This window comes from Thermodesulfobacteriota bacterium (assembly GCA_034189135.1).
Classification (GTDB): Bacteria; Desulfobacterota; Desulfobacteria; order Desulfobacterales; family JAUWMJ01; genus JAUWMJ01.
On the sequence record JAXHVO010000130.1, the window covers coordinates 49,727 to 66,270 of the forward strand.

The following is a 16,544-nucleotide window of genomic DNA, read 5'->3' on the forward strand; positions in this document are numbered from 1 at the left end:
TCCTACATCGGGTAAAATAATAAGTTTTCTCCCCATGAGCTGGGAGAAAAAAGTTAAGTGTTTATTTTATTACGATTCTATATATGTTGTCAAGAAAATGGATGAGCACCTGATGGCAGCTTCATCACAAAACAGGTGCCCTGTTTATCTGCTTCTTCTAAGGACAAAACGCCGCCATGTTTTTTAACAATTTCGTGGCAAATATACAGGCCGAGACCGGTTCCCTTACCAACCGCCTTGGTGGTGAAAAAGGGTTTGAAAATGTCCTTCTGGATTGATTGGTCGATTCCCGGCCCGGTATCCCGACAGGTAAAAATAACCTGATGGGCATTTTTATCGAAGCGGGTGGCCAGAAAGATCGTTCCCTTGTTACCGGCAACCGCCTGTATCGCATTTTTAATTATGTTTAAAGCAGCCTGACCTAAATTTGCAAAATTCCCCTGAATATCGGGCAGGTCAGAGTCATATTTTTTTGATATTTCAAGATCATAGTGTTTGTATTCATTATAAAGAATTCTCAAGGCATCGGTGATCACCATGTTGAGGTTGACCGGCTCCGTGTAGGTCTGTGTTTGTCTTGAAAGGCCGAGAAGACTGGAAACAATATCCCTTGCCCTGCCAAGCTCTTTGTGGGCAAATTTGAGATCGTCTATCATTTCTTCATCTAAGGTGATCTTGTCGGCCATCTGAGATAGGTCCTCTATGGTGGATTGTACCAGGCTGGAAACACTTGTCAGCGGGTTGTTTAGCTCATGAGCTGTGCCTGCAACCAGTTGGCCAATTGCCGCAAGGCTTTCCGAACGAATTAACTGATCCTGGGTTTTTTCCTTTTCCACCAGGGCATCATTTAACTTGGCCGTTCTTTCCCGGACTATTTCTTCCAGATTCCGGTTAAGCTCATCAAGACGCCGGTATGAATTCGCATTTTCTATTGCCAGGGCACTCTGGCTTGATAAAGTTTCCAGCAGGTCAAGATCTTCCGGAGAAAAAAGGTCACCGGAAAGTTTTTCACCTAAAACAACAAATCCGCTTAACCTGTCCTTGAAGATCATAGGAAGTACAACCTCAGCGCCCAGTTTATCCAGATCTGAAAGGAGATGCTGTTCATCCGGACCTTTTTTTCGCCCTGCTATTCGCTTTTTTATAATCGGCTGGTGATGTTCTTTCATAAAGTGAATAATAAAAGACTTGTCGAGACGGGAGATCGGGTGGGTAAAATTGATATGTTTTTCTTCAGATGAATATTTTTTAAAACCTGTACCGGAAATATCACGCAAAAAAAGAATACAATGTTCAACCTGCATGGCTTTGAAAACAGTCTGTATGAGAAGCTTGGCAATTTCATCAAAATCGAGTACGGACGCGATCATCCGGCTAACCTGTTTAATGGTTTTCTGGTAGTCATATTTCCCCTTGGAAAAGATATGGTCTATAACGGTTTGGACTTTTGTTTTCAGCGGCCCGAAAATAAAAGCAACAAACAGAAATAACAGTATCGGAAAATAAACGGAATCTGAAAAATCAAAATTTTTAAATACCTTGTCGGCAATAATAATGATAAGGGCATAAATGCAGGTCAGGAAAGCGGTAATCAAAGAATAAAGCAGACTTTTTTTGATCAAAATACCCATATCGAGCAGATCGTGTCTGAAAAGCCCCACGGTAAAAATGATAAGCAGGATAAAGCTCATATTGCCCGGCGGGTAAACTGAATAGCCCAGAATCGGAAGGACATCTAGGCCGTTGATCAATCCTATAATGCCAAAACCGGCCAATACATATTTAAGCCGGTTTTTTCTTGAGCTGTTTTTTTCGTGTCGGATCGCATTGTAGAGTATAAAAAGAATATAGGTGCTGATCATCAGGCCGCCGATGCCAAAAAATAGATAGAGCCTGCCTCCCCTGGCAAAATAACCGAAAAAATGCTGTTGCATGGATTCAATATAAAGCGAAGTCGGTACAAGGCATACGAGAAAAACGGAATAGGCATAAGCCAGATAAACCAGCCATTTTCTGCCCGGTATCTTAAGATAGGTATGAAAAAACTGAATGAATACCGGCCCGGAAAAAACAAGGAACACATGATCGATGCGGCTGACCCAAAGAGCTCTTTCCGCTGAATGAGTGTTGAAGGCAAAAAGAATGTCCAGGTTAAGAAACGAGCCGAATATGCAGATGGCTAAAAAGAAGATGTTGGCTTTTGACCAGTGCCCCCTGACGACTGTCAGAACGACAAGCCCGAGAAAGCAACATAAAGTCAATAAAGGAGGAATACTGTATAGATTCATATTGCAGTTTCAAGCATTTCACGGGCATGGTCAAGGGTTGCCTGGGTAATTTCCACTCCGCCAAGCATCCTGGCAATTTCTGTAAGACGATCTTTTTCGTTCAGGGGATGAATGGAGGTGCTGGTTCTGCCTGCTGTAACTGATTTTGCTATGCAAAAATGCTGCCTGGCAAATTTTGCAATCTGAGGAAGATGGGTGATGCAGATAACCTGATGGTGATCGGCAAGGGAAGAAAGTTTTTTCCCCACGACTTCAGCCACACTCCCCCCTATCCCCGCGTCCACTTCATCAAAAACAACCGTTTCCACCGAATCTGTTTCAGCCAGTATCGCTTTCATGGCCAGCACCACCCTTGAAAGTTCACCTCCGGAGGCAATGCTTGCCAAAGGCTTAAGCGCTTCTCCTATATTGGGGGCAATCATAAAAGTGGCTCTATCAAGCCCGGTTTCAGTTAACAGGTTTCCTTTCCATGTAAGATACCGGTGTGTTTTTTCGTCTGCAGGTGTATGCTTAAGTAAAATTTGAAACCGGGTCCTGGACATCTCAAGAGAGTCCAGCTCACTCACCACTTTTTTGGCAAGCATGGTTGCGGTTTTTTTTCTTTTTTCTGACAGCGTTTCGGCCAGCTGAACGATTTTTTTATGGCGCAATGAAAGCTCTTTTTCGGTATCTGCAATGGTACCGGATATATTTTCAATTTGGCAAAGTTCCTGTGAAATTAAATCAAGGTGTTCTGAGACCGCCTCTATGGACCCCCCATATTTACGTTTCAGCCTTTGAAGGGTATCGATTCTATCTTCAACGGCTTCGAGACGCTTCTCATCCACCTGTATGGTTTTAAGATATGTTCTCAGACTTTCAACCATATCTTCCAGATTAAATGTCACCCCTGCCACACCCTCGGCTTTTAAAGTAAGCTGTGGGTCTATACTGCCGGCTTTTTCCAGATTTTTTTTCACCTCCACCAGTCGTTCAACGATTGAGCCATGGGCTGAATAAAGTTCTTCAATACTACCATTTACCGCCTGATAAAGCGCTTCACCGTTTTTAAGGATGGTGTGTTCTTGTTCCAGATCGGCGTCTTCCCCCAACACCATTGAAGCTTCTGTGATTTCCTTTTGCTGGAATTCAAGCAATTCAATATGTTGGGCCTGTTTTTCTTTTGTTGAAATAAGCTGGTGCAGTTTTTCTATCATAGGAAGTATTTCATGAAAACATTGAAATACCTCTTCACGCAGGGATATCAGGCCACCAAATTGATCCAGAATCAAAAGATGCTGATCTTCTTTTAACAGCCCCTGGTGTGCATGCTGCCCCGATATGCTTGCCAGGTTTTCTGTAATAGAATTTAAAATCTGCATGGTAGATAAACGGCCGTTAATGTATATCTTGTTGTGGTCCGTTCTGGATATGAGTCTTCTGACCAGAAGCCCTTCAGCTGGATCGTAGCCCTGTCGCTCCATGATGCTTGCGACATCGCTTGTGGGGGAAATTTGAAATAAAGCCTCAAGTTCCGCGGTTTCAGCTCCTGTGCGGATGAGGGTTGCATTTGCACGGCTGCCTAAAAGAAGATTAACCGCATTTAATATGATCGATTTCCCGGCGCCGGTTTCACCGCTGAGCACAGTGAGATCGCCGGAAAAACTGATATTTAAGTCATCGATGATGGCAAAATTTCGGATGGTGAGTTCTTGAAGCATATAATTTATGTTTTTATTGATGAATTCGTAAAAAACTATAATATGCCATTTTGTGGCACTGTAGCCAAAATCATCTTTGCAATTATATCAATATGTTATGATTAATTTATTTGAAAGATATTGCAAATACAAGATACAACTATTTGAATATCGAATATCGAACAAGGAATTTCGAATGACGAAGTGTCGAATCGCTGCGCTCTATCTTTTTAAGATTAAAAATGGTAGAATACCTTACTTCGATATTCATTATTCCTTGTTCGATATTCTGCGGTTCAAAACAGACTTGTAAGCTTTATTTTTATTAAAAAAACTTATTTATTATATCAATAGGTTATGATTGAGTTAATTGAAAGTCAACTTCATCAGGTTTTAGGTGTTAACCTTGAACCACAGAACCTCTAAACCGTGAATGGCTACCATAATGTCCGATTTTTGTAAAGGTTCATTTCGGATAACCGGTAATTTCGCGGATACGCTCATAGAACGGTTTAAGGCGTTTATACATCTTTTTATAGACGTCGTGGTAAAGTTCATTATAAAGCCGATGTGTTTTTACATCAGGCTCAAAAACGTCTCCCACACGGGTCATTGCTTTCACCGCGGATTTAAAATCTTGGTGCAGCCCAAGACCGACCGCCACATCGATGGACGCTCCCAGACCCGAAGTCTCATAAATATGCGGCCGGTCCGTGGGTAAACCGAAGATATCCGCCGTAAGCTGCATGGCGCTTCTGCTCTGGCTCCCGCCGCCCGACACTTTTAGGTTTTTGATGGGAATCCCTGTTCGTTTTTCTATGCGCTCTTTTCCTTCTCTGAGAGCATAGGCCAGCCCCTCCAGAATCGACCGGTAAAGATGCGCCCGGGTGTGAACATCACCGAAACCTATGATGGCTCCCTTGGCCTCAGGCCCAGGATTTTTTAAACCCGGTGACCAGAAAGGCTGAAGCATTAGACCCATGGAACCTGGAGGAACATTTTCCACCAATTTCTCAAAAAGCTCTTCGACTTCCAAGCCCTGCCTGGCAGCTTCACGCTGTTCCTCGTATCCGAATTCTTCTTTAAACCAGCTCACCATCCAGTATCCACGAAAAATCTGCACCTCAATGGTATGATATTTTGGTACCGCGGAGGGATATGGAGGAAGCAGGGGAATGGCTTCAATATATTTTTTGCTGGTGACATTAATGGTAGCGGTGGTACCGTAACTAAGGCAGCCGATGGAAGGATCGAGACTCCCTGAGCCGATAACCTCGCATGCTTTATCAGCCGCGGCTGCAATCAGCGGCAGCTCTGCCGGAAGGCCTGTTTCTGAGGCTGCCTTTTGAGTGATTTCCCCAAGTATCTGGCCGGGCGGTATTACTCTAGGCAGTATTTTTGGGTCAATATGCAATACTTCCCATTTCCAGTTATGTTTCGCAGCCCAGCGCAGCTTTTTATAGTCAAAAGGAATGTAGCCCACCTGACACCCGATGGAATCAACAAATTCCCCGGTGAGCCTGTATGTCAAATAACCGGAAAGAAGCAGGTATTTATAAGTGTTTCGCCACAAATCCGGCTGGTATGTCTGTATCCAGTTGGCTTCCGCTTCTGCCTGAAAATAGGCAATGGTATCGCTTAAACGGATCAGCTTGAAAAGAAAGCCCCAGGGACCTCCAAGAGACGGCATACCGTGAGTTTTACGCTGATCAAGCCAGATCATTGCAGGACGGAGAGGGTTTCCGTGTTTGTCTACATTGATCACCGTGCTTCTTTGGGTGGTAACGGCAATTCCGGCTATTCGTTCTTTAAAATTTTTATCCTGCTCCCACAGTCCCTGACAGGCCTGGCAAAGGGCCTGCCAGAACACCTCCGGATCCTGTTCCGCCCACCCGGGCTGATCAGAATAATAAGGCGTAAAGGGAGCGATTTTCTTTGCCACGATCCGGCCTTCAAGATCAAAAATAATGGCTTTAATACTCTGGGTTCCGTTGTCAATGGCCAGTAACAGATCTTTATTATTCATGTATCACCTGTATCGATCTGGTTCGTTCAATTTTTTAAAACCATTTCCTTTGGGCATAGACTCTTTATACCGGTAAAATATTTCATAACGGCTCAGGTAGTTAGGTTGAAGGCTGAAGCGCGCTAACCGTCTTCAACCTTCAGTCTATCTGACCGAGTCGTTTAACTATTTTTTTAAAAACCGCTTTAAATTTATTAATAAATAAAGGTCTGGGTTCATCAGGAGGTGCAGCCTCTGTTGGTACAGGGGCATAACAACGCTCCCATTTTTCAAGGTATATTTTTATTTCTTTCCTCCAGCGTTTATGATTCCATGGCAAAGAATTTTTACAAAGCCTTCTGATTCGTTTAAGGTACGATTTTCCACCCTGTGGTGTCAACAGTCCTATTCGCAGGCGTCTTAACAGCAGATCGTCCAGATGTTTAACCTGTTCATGTTCTGCGGCAAAGGGCACCTCCGCCCATAGAGTTTGGGTACCGGAAATATTAGACAGATCTTCGGGGGAAGCGCTGCCAACCAGCTCTTCTGCTTTTTTACCGTACCGACCGTACAGACGATGCCAATGGGTCAATGACAGGCCATAATCCATTTCAGGGCGGTCCGGCACCCGGGAAAGCTCAGGGGCGTTCGGCCCGTTCATTTGACCTGGGCCAAAAAAAGGTTTGGCGGCCTTTAAAGCCTCCTGTGCCGACCGCCTGAAGGTGGTCAACTTTCCACCGGTGATGGTGACCAGACCTTTATCTTTCCAGATCATATGTTCTCTGGACTCTTCAGAAGGTGAAAGATTACCTCTGCTGAGTATGGGGCGAACACCGGCAAATGTTGAAATGCAGTCTTTTAATGAAATATCGACTGAGGGAAACATGGCTGTGAACGCATCCATCAGGTAGTCAATTTCCTCCTTGCTGATGGTTGGCTCCTTTGAAAGGTCATCATAATGATCCACATCAGTGGTACCAAGCAGTATGGCCCCTTCCCAGGGAACAATAAAGACAGGCCGGTTATCTGCAGGATGAACAAAACTGACTGCATGGGATAGATCCAAAAGGCTGCCAGGAAACAGAAGATGACTTCCCCGTAAAGGACGCAGGTGAAGTTTCGATTCCGGTGACGGATGAAGTTCCTCAGCCCATGATCCTGTAGCGTTAATAACTGCCGGTGTTGACAGGTTTTTCACATTGAGTGTTTCCGTATCTCTTGCGGTGATGCCCACAACTTCTCCATTAACATTGCGGTTTATTTTGATTGCGCTGGTGTAATTTAAAGCTGTGCCACCTGATTCCACGGCCTCATTGATCAGGCGCAAAACGAGACGGGCATCATCCACCTGTGCATCATAAAAAAGAAATCCCCCTAAAAGTGCTTCCTGTCTAATTTGTGGGATGAGAGAAGAAAATTTTTCTGCTTCATAATATTGATGCTGTTTTTCCCCGGCGATCATATCATATACTGAAAGACCTACACTTAACATTTTTTTCCCTGGCTTTTGGTTTTCATATACGGGCATCAGAAAACCTAAAGATTCCACCAAACCGGGTGCGCTGTGAAGCAAATGCTCCCGTTCATTCACAGACGCCCGGGTAAGCAAAAAACGCTTTTCCTTAAGATAGCGCAACCCGCCATGGATTAATTTGGAAGATCGGCTGGAAGTTCCCCAGGCAAAATCTTTTCTCTCTAACAAAAGCACATCCAACCCCATGTGGACTGCTTCCCGAAAGACGCCTGCCCCGGTAATTCCACCGCCGATAACGATAAGATCCCAGTTTTTCTTTATGTCTTCAAGTTTCATGTTTTTCCCTGGATGGTTTTGACTTCGTTCCAGATGACAATGCTGTTTTCCATGGCTTTGCGGACGGTTTCCTCAACGTCTTTGCTGCCCTTATGAATGGCATGTATAAGGTCAATATAATATTTTCGGGAGGTCTTACGCGATTTATTAAGGCTGAAATAATGAAACGCCATGGCCATGAAGGCAGAGGTGAAATCATTAAAAATCAGGGTATATATGGGATTGCAAGAGTGCTCGGCCATAAGAAGCTGCAACTTCCAGTCATAGGTTGCGAAACCAGTTGCTTCATCATTAAGACTGTCCGCCATGGCCAAATATTTCAAAAGCACTTCGGCCGCTTTCTCGGCAGACAGGCGGGCAATAATGGGAAGCAGGGTGCATCTTACTTCAAGGAGATGGGTGATAAATCCATTGGGTAAAAAATCGCTATACTTGGCCATGGTGGCCAGCAGCCTCAACCCGCCGTTTTTCCAGTAATCATTGACCACTGTCGGTTTTCCCTGTCGTATTTTAATCCATCCTTCGCCGGAGAGGCGCTGCAGGGTTTCCCGTAACGTCGGTCTGGTGACACCCATTTGCGCGGCAAGGCCTCTTTCATTGGGCAAAACCGTTCCCGGCGGGTATTTTCCGTTGAAAATAGAAGTCAGTAACTCACGTTCAACATACTGTGCCGGACGAATGAGTGAGTTTGCGTTATGTTTCACATTTTCCCTTTCTTTTTTATGCCATAACTGGTAAGAGGTCATACCAGTTTAAAGTAGGTTTGTCAATCATTTTTGATAAACAGGTAAAAAGAAAAAACCCTTTCCCTTTGGGAGCATAAGCGCTATAGTATTTGTCAAAATAACGTTCCGATAGCAGTTGTTTTTTGAGTTGATTTTGGGTTGTCGATAATATCCAAAATAGCTAGATCCAAACGCTCAAGTAATTTTTCTTCATTTTTACAGACATGGTTATTAAACCAGCGTGCTTTCATAATATTCCAAATCCGTTCAATCGGATTCAAGTCTGGTGAATAGGGTGGTAAGTATTTTGGCTGCCAGCCATGCCAGGTGGTCGTATTTTTTCGGTGCCATGAGGCATTGTCCATAATCAAAACGTTTTTTGTTCTTTGAAATGAAACGATTTTATTCGCCTCATCCAAGAAAGCCTGGAAGGTAGCCGAATCGGAATGAGATGCTTCAATGGCAAAAAACTGTCCTGTACGCGGGCACACCATCCCGATTACATTCATTCTCAGGTGACCGCCGTTTTTTGTTATCCGGGTTTTCCTTCCCTTTTTGTCCCATCGTCTTCGGGGGCGAGGATCCCCTTCAAATCCGGACTCGTCTGCAAACCAGATGTCTACATCCGGTTGATTAAACAACTGTTCGAGCTCTTGCAAAAAGTTTTCCCGCAATTGCTCGTCTTGTTTATCGGACCATGGTTGAGGTGTTTTTAAGGCAAAACCCTGTTTATGGAAAAAACGAACCACTGTCCGATAGCTGCATTCGACCTGATACACATCGCTAATGTATCCATGAAAGGCTTTTGCAGTCCAGAATGTTCGCTCCGCCTGTTGCGGTTGATCTATCAGCTCGGCAAGTTCGCTTTTCTGCTCTGGTCTGATAATTTCGGTCCGGCCGGGTCTTTTTTTAGCGATAATTCCGTCAACACCGGAATGATTGAAACGATTGATCCACTTTCTCAATGCTCGGTTGGTTATTAAAAGTGAGTTGCGCACCAGTTCTCTGTCAGCACCAGCCAGAAGCATTTGAATGGCTGTACAGCGTATAGTTGTTTCACTGGAGCCTATCCGGGCAACCTGCTTAAGTTCCTCAATAGAAGCATTTTCCGGATAGGGAATGAGTAAGGGCCGTGCCATAATTTACTATATGGCACATAAATACACAAAAGTCTAGATTTATTTACAATAAATTCAGCGCGTTATAATATTGTAGAAAGTGTATGATTTCAACCCTTTATGCCCGTAAGCCTTAACGCCAAATCTTGCTTTCTATCGGAACTGTAGGGGGGTGATAAATCTAAACCCCTAAAATTGTTAAAAGTGACCGGGGACGGTCTTGACACTGCTTGACAATTCTCCTTTTTACCAGCATTTTTCAAAACATCTTTGAAAAAAATAATTGGTTTTAAAATTATATAAGAGTATAATAAACATTGCGGAAAAAAGCGATGAATATTTTATCTCAACGGGTATTGAGTATGTGAAAAATCGCCCCAGGAGCATAGTTGCTGTTATGGAAAACATGTTTGATATTATATTAGAAATTACTCAATTCATTATTATTAGTGCGATCATTTTATTCCTTCATACCAGTAGCAAAAAGGAACATATCCCTCAGCATGCGGGTTGGAGATATATAAAAGCTGGTTTTGCATTGATTCTTTTTGGGGTATTTGTAGATATTACGGATAATTTTTCAGCATTAGACCGGTTTATCATCATCGGCGATACTCCGTATCAGGCCTTTCTAGAAAAAGTTATCGGCTATTTGCTGGGTTTTTTCTTACTTGCCATAGGCCTATGGAAATGGATGCCAAATATTATCAAACTCAGAGAAACTGAAAACCGGCTCAAAAAGCTTTACAAGGAGCTTGAACACAAAGTCAAGGAACGTACGGCTGAACTCAACGAAAGCAACATCAATTTTCAGTTGGAAATCGAAGAGCGCAAACGTTCTGAGGATGCATTGCGGGAAAGTGAAACAAAATATAAGACTCTGGTTCAGAATATCCCGGGTATGGTTTATAGCGCTTTACCTGATTGGTCAACGAAGTTTTTAAGCGGTAGTGAGAGAATCTGCGGTTACACCAGTGATGAGATTGATTCTAAAAAAGACAAATGGCTTAGCCTTATACATCTAGATGATAAGGAAAGAGTCTTTAGACAAGGTTCCGAACTAACAAAAGTACCGAAAAATATGGTTCAAATATATCGAATCATAACTAAAGACGGCAATGTTTGCTGGGTTGAAGACTATAAGACGTCGCTTTTTTCTAAAGAAGGGGAATTTATAGGGATAGAAGGTACTGTATATGATATCACTTCTCTTAAACAGGCAAAGGACGAACTGAAAAATGAGAAGACTTTCATTGATAATATGCTGGATACCATCACGGATGGTTTTTTGGTGATTGACTTAGAAGGAAAAATTCTCCGATGGAATAAAACCATTAGTCAGGTCACAGGTTACAGCGACGAGGAAATATCCTTGATGCAAGCGACCGACTTTTTTTCAGGCGAAGACATTCAGCTCGTGATAGATAATATTGGGATAGTGCTACAAGAAGGACATGCCAGCAACCAGGCATCCGTCGTTACTAAAGAGGGAAAAAGTATCCCTTACGAGTTTACTGGCGACTTGTTTAGGGACCATGAGGGCAATCCTTTAAATATCTGTGCCGTAGGCAGAGATATTACCGAGCGTATACATGCGGAGAATGCGCTGCGAAAGAGCGAAGAGAAGTATCGCGATCTTGTTGAAAACATGAACGAGGTCATTTTTACCGTTGATAAGAGCGGGTTTCTTGTCTATGTCAGTCCTGCTATAGAATCCATTTTGGGTTATAGCCCTTCCGAGGTCATTGGCAAGTCGATTCAGGAAATCATATATAAAGCAGACCTGAAATTGGTGATGGGTCGTTTCCAGAAAGCTCTCGCCGGAATAAAAGTTCCGACTGAGTACAGAGTATACAAAAAATCCGGAGAAATATGCTGGGTATACTCTTCCAGCAAGCCGGTCTTCGATGAAAAGGGTGTTTATGGCCTGCAAGGCCTGCTGACCGATATTGATGACCGGAAACGAGCAGAAGAAGAAAAAAAGGGTTTAGAGAAAAAGCTGGTTCGCTCTCAAAAAATGGAGGCACTGGGCATTCTTGCCGGAGGTGTCGCCCATGATCTCAATAATGTATTGTCCGGGATTATAAATTATCCTGAGTTATTGTTAATGACGCTTCCCGAAGAAAGCCCGATGAGAAAACCTCTGCAGGCCATAATGAATTCGGGCTTAAAATCCGTTGCAATCGTCCAGGATTTATTAGATCTTACAAGAAGGGGTGTTATTGTCAATGAAACTTTGAATTTAAACGATATTGTTTCTGATCATTTAAGATCACCCGAAAATAAAAAGGTTATTAGCTATCACCCCGGTGTTGATATTGAGACGAATCTTGAACCTGATCTTCTCAATATAATAGGTTCTCCGGTTCACTTAAAGAAAGCGGTGATGAATTTGCTCTCCAATGCAGCAGAAGCGCTGTCCGGTGGCGGTAGGATCATAATCTCTACTGAAAACAGATATGTTGACAGTCCAATAAAGGGGTATGATCACATAGATGAAGGGGATTTTGCTGTCCTGAGAATACAAGATAACGGGACTGGAATCGCGGTTGAGGACCTCCAAAATATATTTGAACCCTTTTACACAAAAAAAGAAATGGGCAGAAGCGGTACAGGATTGGGAATGACTATCGTATGGAACACAGTTCAAGACCATCAAGGATATATAAATTTAGAAAGCACTGTAGGAAAAGGAACCGCTTTTGAACTCTATTTTCCTGTAACAAGAGAAGAAATTGCTAAAGAGAAAGTCTCGATATCGCTTAAAGATTACATAGGCAAAGGCGAAACAATTTTAGTGGTTGATGATATTAAGGAACAAAGGGAAATCGCATTTCAAATGTTAAAAACATTGGGCTATTTTGTCACTTCCGTTTCAAGCGGTGAAGAAGCTGTTGAATACATAAAAAACAATTCAGCAGATTTGCTGGTTTTAGATATGATTATGGACCCGGGCATGGATGGCCTTGACACATACCAGAAAATCCTCGAAATACATCCGGGCCAAAAAGCAATCGTTGCAAGTGGATTTTCCGAAACAGACCGGGTCAAAGAGGTTCAAAGACTTGGCGCCGGAGCATATATTAAAAAACCATACACTTTTGAAAAGATCGGTTTAGCCCTGAAAACCGAATTGGAAAGATAACAACGGGTGTCTGATTATTCATTAAACCCCTTTTCAGTTATGGATACACGTTGTTATCTTCTTTCCAGAATCATGCTTGACAATTTGCCTAATTCGTGACGTTTTTCAAAGATGTTTTGATAAAAAAAATGCACATAAAAATTATATCCAAATGTAATAAATATTTCGGATAAAAGCGATAAATATTTCAGCATTAGTCAATCACCATTTTATGTCGTACAGTGGAAAACTATATCTGGTATCGCTTTTATGACAAAAAGCACATTGAATGGCCATATTTTCCAAAAAGCAACCCATTTCAAGACAGAATCAACATCTTAATCCCTCTCCATAATTGAAAATAATTGAAGTTCTGATTTTCTCGTGTTATTCAAATACAAGCACAGAATATAATCTCCTCTACAAAAGTTAATCCTCTTGTATTCCCTTGAATCTGTGTTGGAAATTTACCAAAACTCTTAGAATAAACCTTTATTTAATAAAGGCTCAAACAAAGCTAAAAACGTTTACAAGCCCCTTTATTAAGAAGCATTGGAGGAAATTTAATGGCCCAAAAACCAACTTATGAAGAATTGGAACAAAGGGTCGAGGAATTAAAAAAAGAAACATTTGAGCGCAAGCGGGCAGAAGAGGCATTGCTGGAAAGCGAGAAAAATTTGAAGGCAGTTCTATATACATCCCCCGTGGGAATTGGTCTGGTCGTAAACCGCAAAATGAATTGGGCTAACGATACGGTGTACCACATGGTCGGTTATGACCAAGACTCCCTTTTGGGGCAAGGTGTCAGAATTTTCTACCCGAATGATAAAGAGTTTATGCGGGTGGGCAAAGAACTCTACGATGGCATTAAAGAGTCAGGAACCGGTCAGATGGAAACACGATGGGTTCGAAAGGATGGTACTGTTTTTGATTGCATGCTACGAGGAAGTTCCTTGGACCCATCAGACCCCTCCAAAGGGCAGATCGTAACAGTAACCGACATCACCGAACGAAAACGAGCGGAAGAGAAGTGCGCACAGCAGCATGACCAACTCCTTGCCCTGTGTGATGGGATGGATGAGGGGATTTACGTCGCCGACCCAGAAACAAAAGAACTGCTTTATCTAAACAGAGCTGCCAAAGAGATCTGGGGAAACCGGATCGGAGAGACTTGCCATAAAATTCTGCAAAATCGGGATTCCCCCTGCCCATTTTGCTCGAACGATGAGATTTTTGGGAAAAACATAGGTAAGACTTATTTTTGGGAGTATCAAAACGAAGTCAATAGAAAATGGTATAGATGCATAGACCGTGCGCTTCGGTGGCCAAATGAGAAGATGGTTCGTTTTGAGTTGGCGATTGATATTACCGACCGTAAGCAGATGGAAGAGGCACTGCAGGAGAAAACCACCCATCTTGAGGAAGTCAATGTTGCCCTTAAAGTTCTGCTTAACCAAAGAGATAAAGACATAAAAGAGTTTGGTGAAAATGTAATTTTAAACATTAAGGAACTGATTAATCCCTATATTGAAAAGATAAAAACCAGTGGCCTTACCCGGAGCCAGGAAACCTTTATTGAAATCATTGAGTCAAACCTGACAAGTATCATTTCTCCCTTCATAGGGAAAGTATCCTCAAGGTATTACGGCCTTACCCCTATGGAAATCAGGGTAGCGTCCCTTGTTAAAGATGGCAAAACCAATAAGGAAATAGCAAACTTATTGAACCTTTCAATTAGTACCATATTAACCCACCGGTATCACCTAAGAAATAAATTAGGCTTGCAAAATAAAAAAATCAATCTGCGCACCCACCTTTTGTCTTTTCAATAGTACTGATTTTATATCAGTATTAAGTCATGATTTTTTCAATTAAAGCTTTTTTCATATCCCACCGATATAATTGCTAATTCCAAAGCAACTATTTTCAATTGTAGGATGTTATCTAAATTTATTTTTACAAAACCAAATAAAGGAGGTGAAAACAAATGGCAGAATTAGCAGAAACAATGGATCAGGCGGTAAAGGCAATGGCTGACAAGGAAGGGAAATACCTTACCTTTACATTGGCAAACGAAGAATACGGCATCGGGATTCTAAAAATCAGGGAGATCATCGGGATGATGCCCATTACATCAGTGCCCCGTACGCCGGAGTTTGTGAAAGGAGTTATTAATCTCAGAGGCAAAGTGATACCGGTAATGGACCTAAGGCTGCGATTCGGAATGGAAGATATGGAATACAATGACAGGACATGCATCATTGTAGTCGAAATCGAAAGGCAGGCGGAGACAGTGCAGATCGGAGCCGTTGTAGATTCGGTATCGGAGGTGTTGAACATCAAAGGCGAAAATATCGAGGAAACACCGACGTTCGGGACAAAGCTGGACACGGAATATATCCTTGGAATGGCAAAAATCGAGGGTGGTGTAAAGATTCTTCTCGATATCGATAAAGTGTTAAATGATGACGAAATTATCGCTTTGGAAAAGGCGGCATAAGAATGAATTTGTTAATAAAATAAGACTGCCCGTTGCTTTACTCTGTTCTATTTCAGAACAGAAATAAAAGGCTATGCGGCTTAGACTATCTATAACTTTTAATTTAAAAGGAATCAGAATGAAAAATTTAACAGTCAAGCAAAAACTAATTGGTATGACCATTATCCTGTCCTTGATGGTTGCAGGATTGTCAATCTTTTTTATCAACAGGTTTAATGCAACCGGTCATACCTATCAGCAAATATCGAATGTGCGTGTACCCCAGGCACAAGTTGCAAATACAATGGAACGCGTTGTTATTAACACACGAGTCAATATTAACGAAGTTAATGGTGTGGAAAGAAATATTGACAATTTTAACATGTATGCGCAGCGAGTTCAGAATAAATTCAGCGAATATAAGATACTGGAACAAGCCATGTTGGATGGGAACCAGGATCTCGGCAAACAGATTAAAGGGCTAGAGGGGTTGTCCATTCCGTCATGTCGAAGGGGCGGTCAAATTGAAGCCTTAACTAAAAAAGCATCAAGCATTTTTATAGATTTCAAGAATGTTTGCAATAGAATTCTTGCCAAGAAAAAAGAGTGCCTGAAATTTGTCAACGTCATAGGCTGGTATGACACAAAGGAAAACAGTCATGGTGTTGTTAAAAAAATAGTGGAAACGGGTCGCAGGATGGAGGAACTGGCAAATGATCAACAAACAAAACTTCTTGTCGCCGAGATAAGAGGACAGGAAAAAAATATACTTGAAAGATCTGATAAAAGATACATTAACAGGCTAAAGGAAGCATATCAAGAATTTAATTCATCAGTCACCGGAGAGATAAGAAGTGTGGGAAGGGATTACTATGCATCGTTTGAAACAATATTTGATAAAGTACTAGCTGCGCAGCAGGTGGAAATTGAGTTAAAGAATCTTGTAAGGAAAGATCTCAGAGATATCCAAAAGGATATGGGTGAAGCAGTTAACGCCCTCAAGAATAGATCCAATGAACAGATGGTGCAGTATTCCTCTGAGGCCATTGCTATGGAAAAATCAGCACGGTGGCTTATTATTATCATCTCTGCTGTATTGGTGTTAGTCAGCCTGACCTTTGGCTGGTTTGTTTCAGCAGGCATCAATAATGTATTGAAAAAAATAATCGAGGGTTTGAGCGAGGGTGCTGAAGAGGTGGCATCTGCTTCAGGGCAAATTTCATCTGCAAGCCAGTCACAGGCGGAAGGCGCTTCAGAGCAGGCGGCTTCCATAGAAGAAACATCTTCAAGTGATGAAGATGTTTCTTCTATGGAAG

At 42.3% G+C, this 16,544-nt stretch carries 10 protein-coding genes; 4 read left to right on the forward strand and 6 right to left on the reverse strand.

Annotation, left to right across the window (positions count from 1 at the left end):
- Nucleotides 1-89: 89 nt before the first annotated feature.
- The 6 genes from SWH54_19440 to SWH54_19465 form a co-directional block, all read right to left on the reverse strand.
- Entirely contained in the window at nucleotides 90-2,288 is a 2,199-nt protein-coding gene (locus SWH54_19440; protein ID MDY6793442.1) for an ATP-binding protein, read from the reverse strand.
- Entirely contained in the window at nucleotides 2,285-3,988 is a 1,704-nt protein-coding gene (gene recN / locus SWH54_19445; protein MDY6793443.1) for a DNA repair protein RecN, read from the reverse strand. Before recN ends, SWH54_19440 begins: the two co-directional genes overlap by 4 nt.
- 445 nt (nucleotides 3,989-4,433) lie before the next feature.
- Complete coding sequence (locus tag SWH54_19450) at nucleotides 4,434-5,993, reverse strand: FGGY-family carbohydrate kinase (GenBank protein MDY6793444.1); 1,560 nt, start codon at nucleotides 5,991-5,993, stop codon at nucleotides 4,434-4,436.
- Between the two features lie 139 nt (nucleotides 5,994-6,132).
- A complete protein-coding gene (locus SWH54_19455) occupies nucleotides 6,133-7,782 on the reverse strand; it encodes a glycerol-3-phosphate dehydrogenase/oxidase (GenBank protein MDY6793445.1) in 1,650 nt (549 codons plus the stop codon).
- Nucleotides 7,779-8,486: a GntR family transcriptional regulator gene (locus SWH54_19460; GenBank protein ID MDY6793446.1), complete on the reverse strand. Its 708-nt coding sequence runs from the start codon at nucleotides 8,484-8,486 to the stop codon at nucleotides 7,779-7,781. Before SWH54_19460 ends, SWH54_19455 begins: the two co-directional genes overlap by 4 nt.
- A gap of 134 nt (nucleotides 8,487-8,620) precedes the next feature.
- Complete coding sequence (locus tag SWH54_19465) at nucleotides 8,621-9,646, reverse strand: IS630 family transposase (GenBank protein MDY6793447.1); 1,026 nt, start codon at nucleotides 9,644-9,646, stop codon at nucleotides 8,621-8,623.
- Nucleotides 9,647-10,022: 376 nt separating this feature from the next.
- Here SWH54_19465 and SWH54_19470 point away from each other — a divergent pair, with 376 nt between their 5' ends.
- The 4 genes from SWH54_19470 to SWH54_19485 all read left to right on the forward strand — a co-directional run.
- Nucleotides 10,023-12,770 (forward strand): PAS domain S-box protein, encoded by a 2,748-nt coding sequence (locus tag SWH54_19470; protein ID MDY6793448.1) that lies wholly within the window; start codon nucleotides 10,023-10,025, stop codon nucleotides 12,768-12,770.
- A 545-nt stretch (nucleotides 12,771-13,315) separates the two neighbouring features.
- Nucleotides 13,316-14,581 carry a PAS domain S-box protein gene (locus SWH54_19475; GenBank protein ID MDY6793449.1) on the forward strand — a complete coding sequence of 422 codons (1,266 nt, stop codon included), beginning with the start codon at nucleotides 13,316-13,318 and terminating at the stop codon, nucleotides 14,579-14,581.
- Nucleotides 14,582-14,736: 155 nt separating this feature from the next.
- Nucleotides 14,737-15,249, forward strand: a complete 513-nt coding sequence (locus SWH54_19480) for a chemotaxis protein CheW (GenBank protein MDY6793450.1) — start codon at nucleotides 14,737-14,739, stop codon at nucleotides 15,247-15,249.
- A 118-nt stretch (nucleotides 15,250-15,367) separates the two neighbouring features.
- A partial coding sequence (locus tag SWH54_19485) for a hypothetical protein (protein MDY6793451.1) occupies nucleotides 15,368-16,544 on the forward strand: 1,177 nt, incomplete at its 3' end.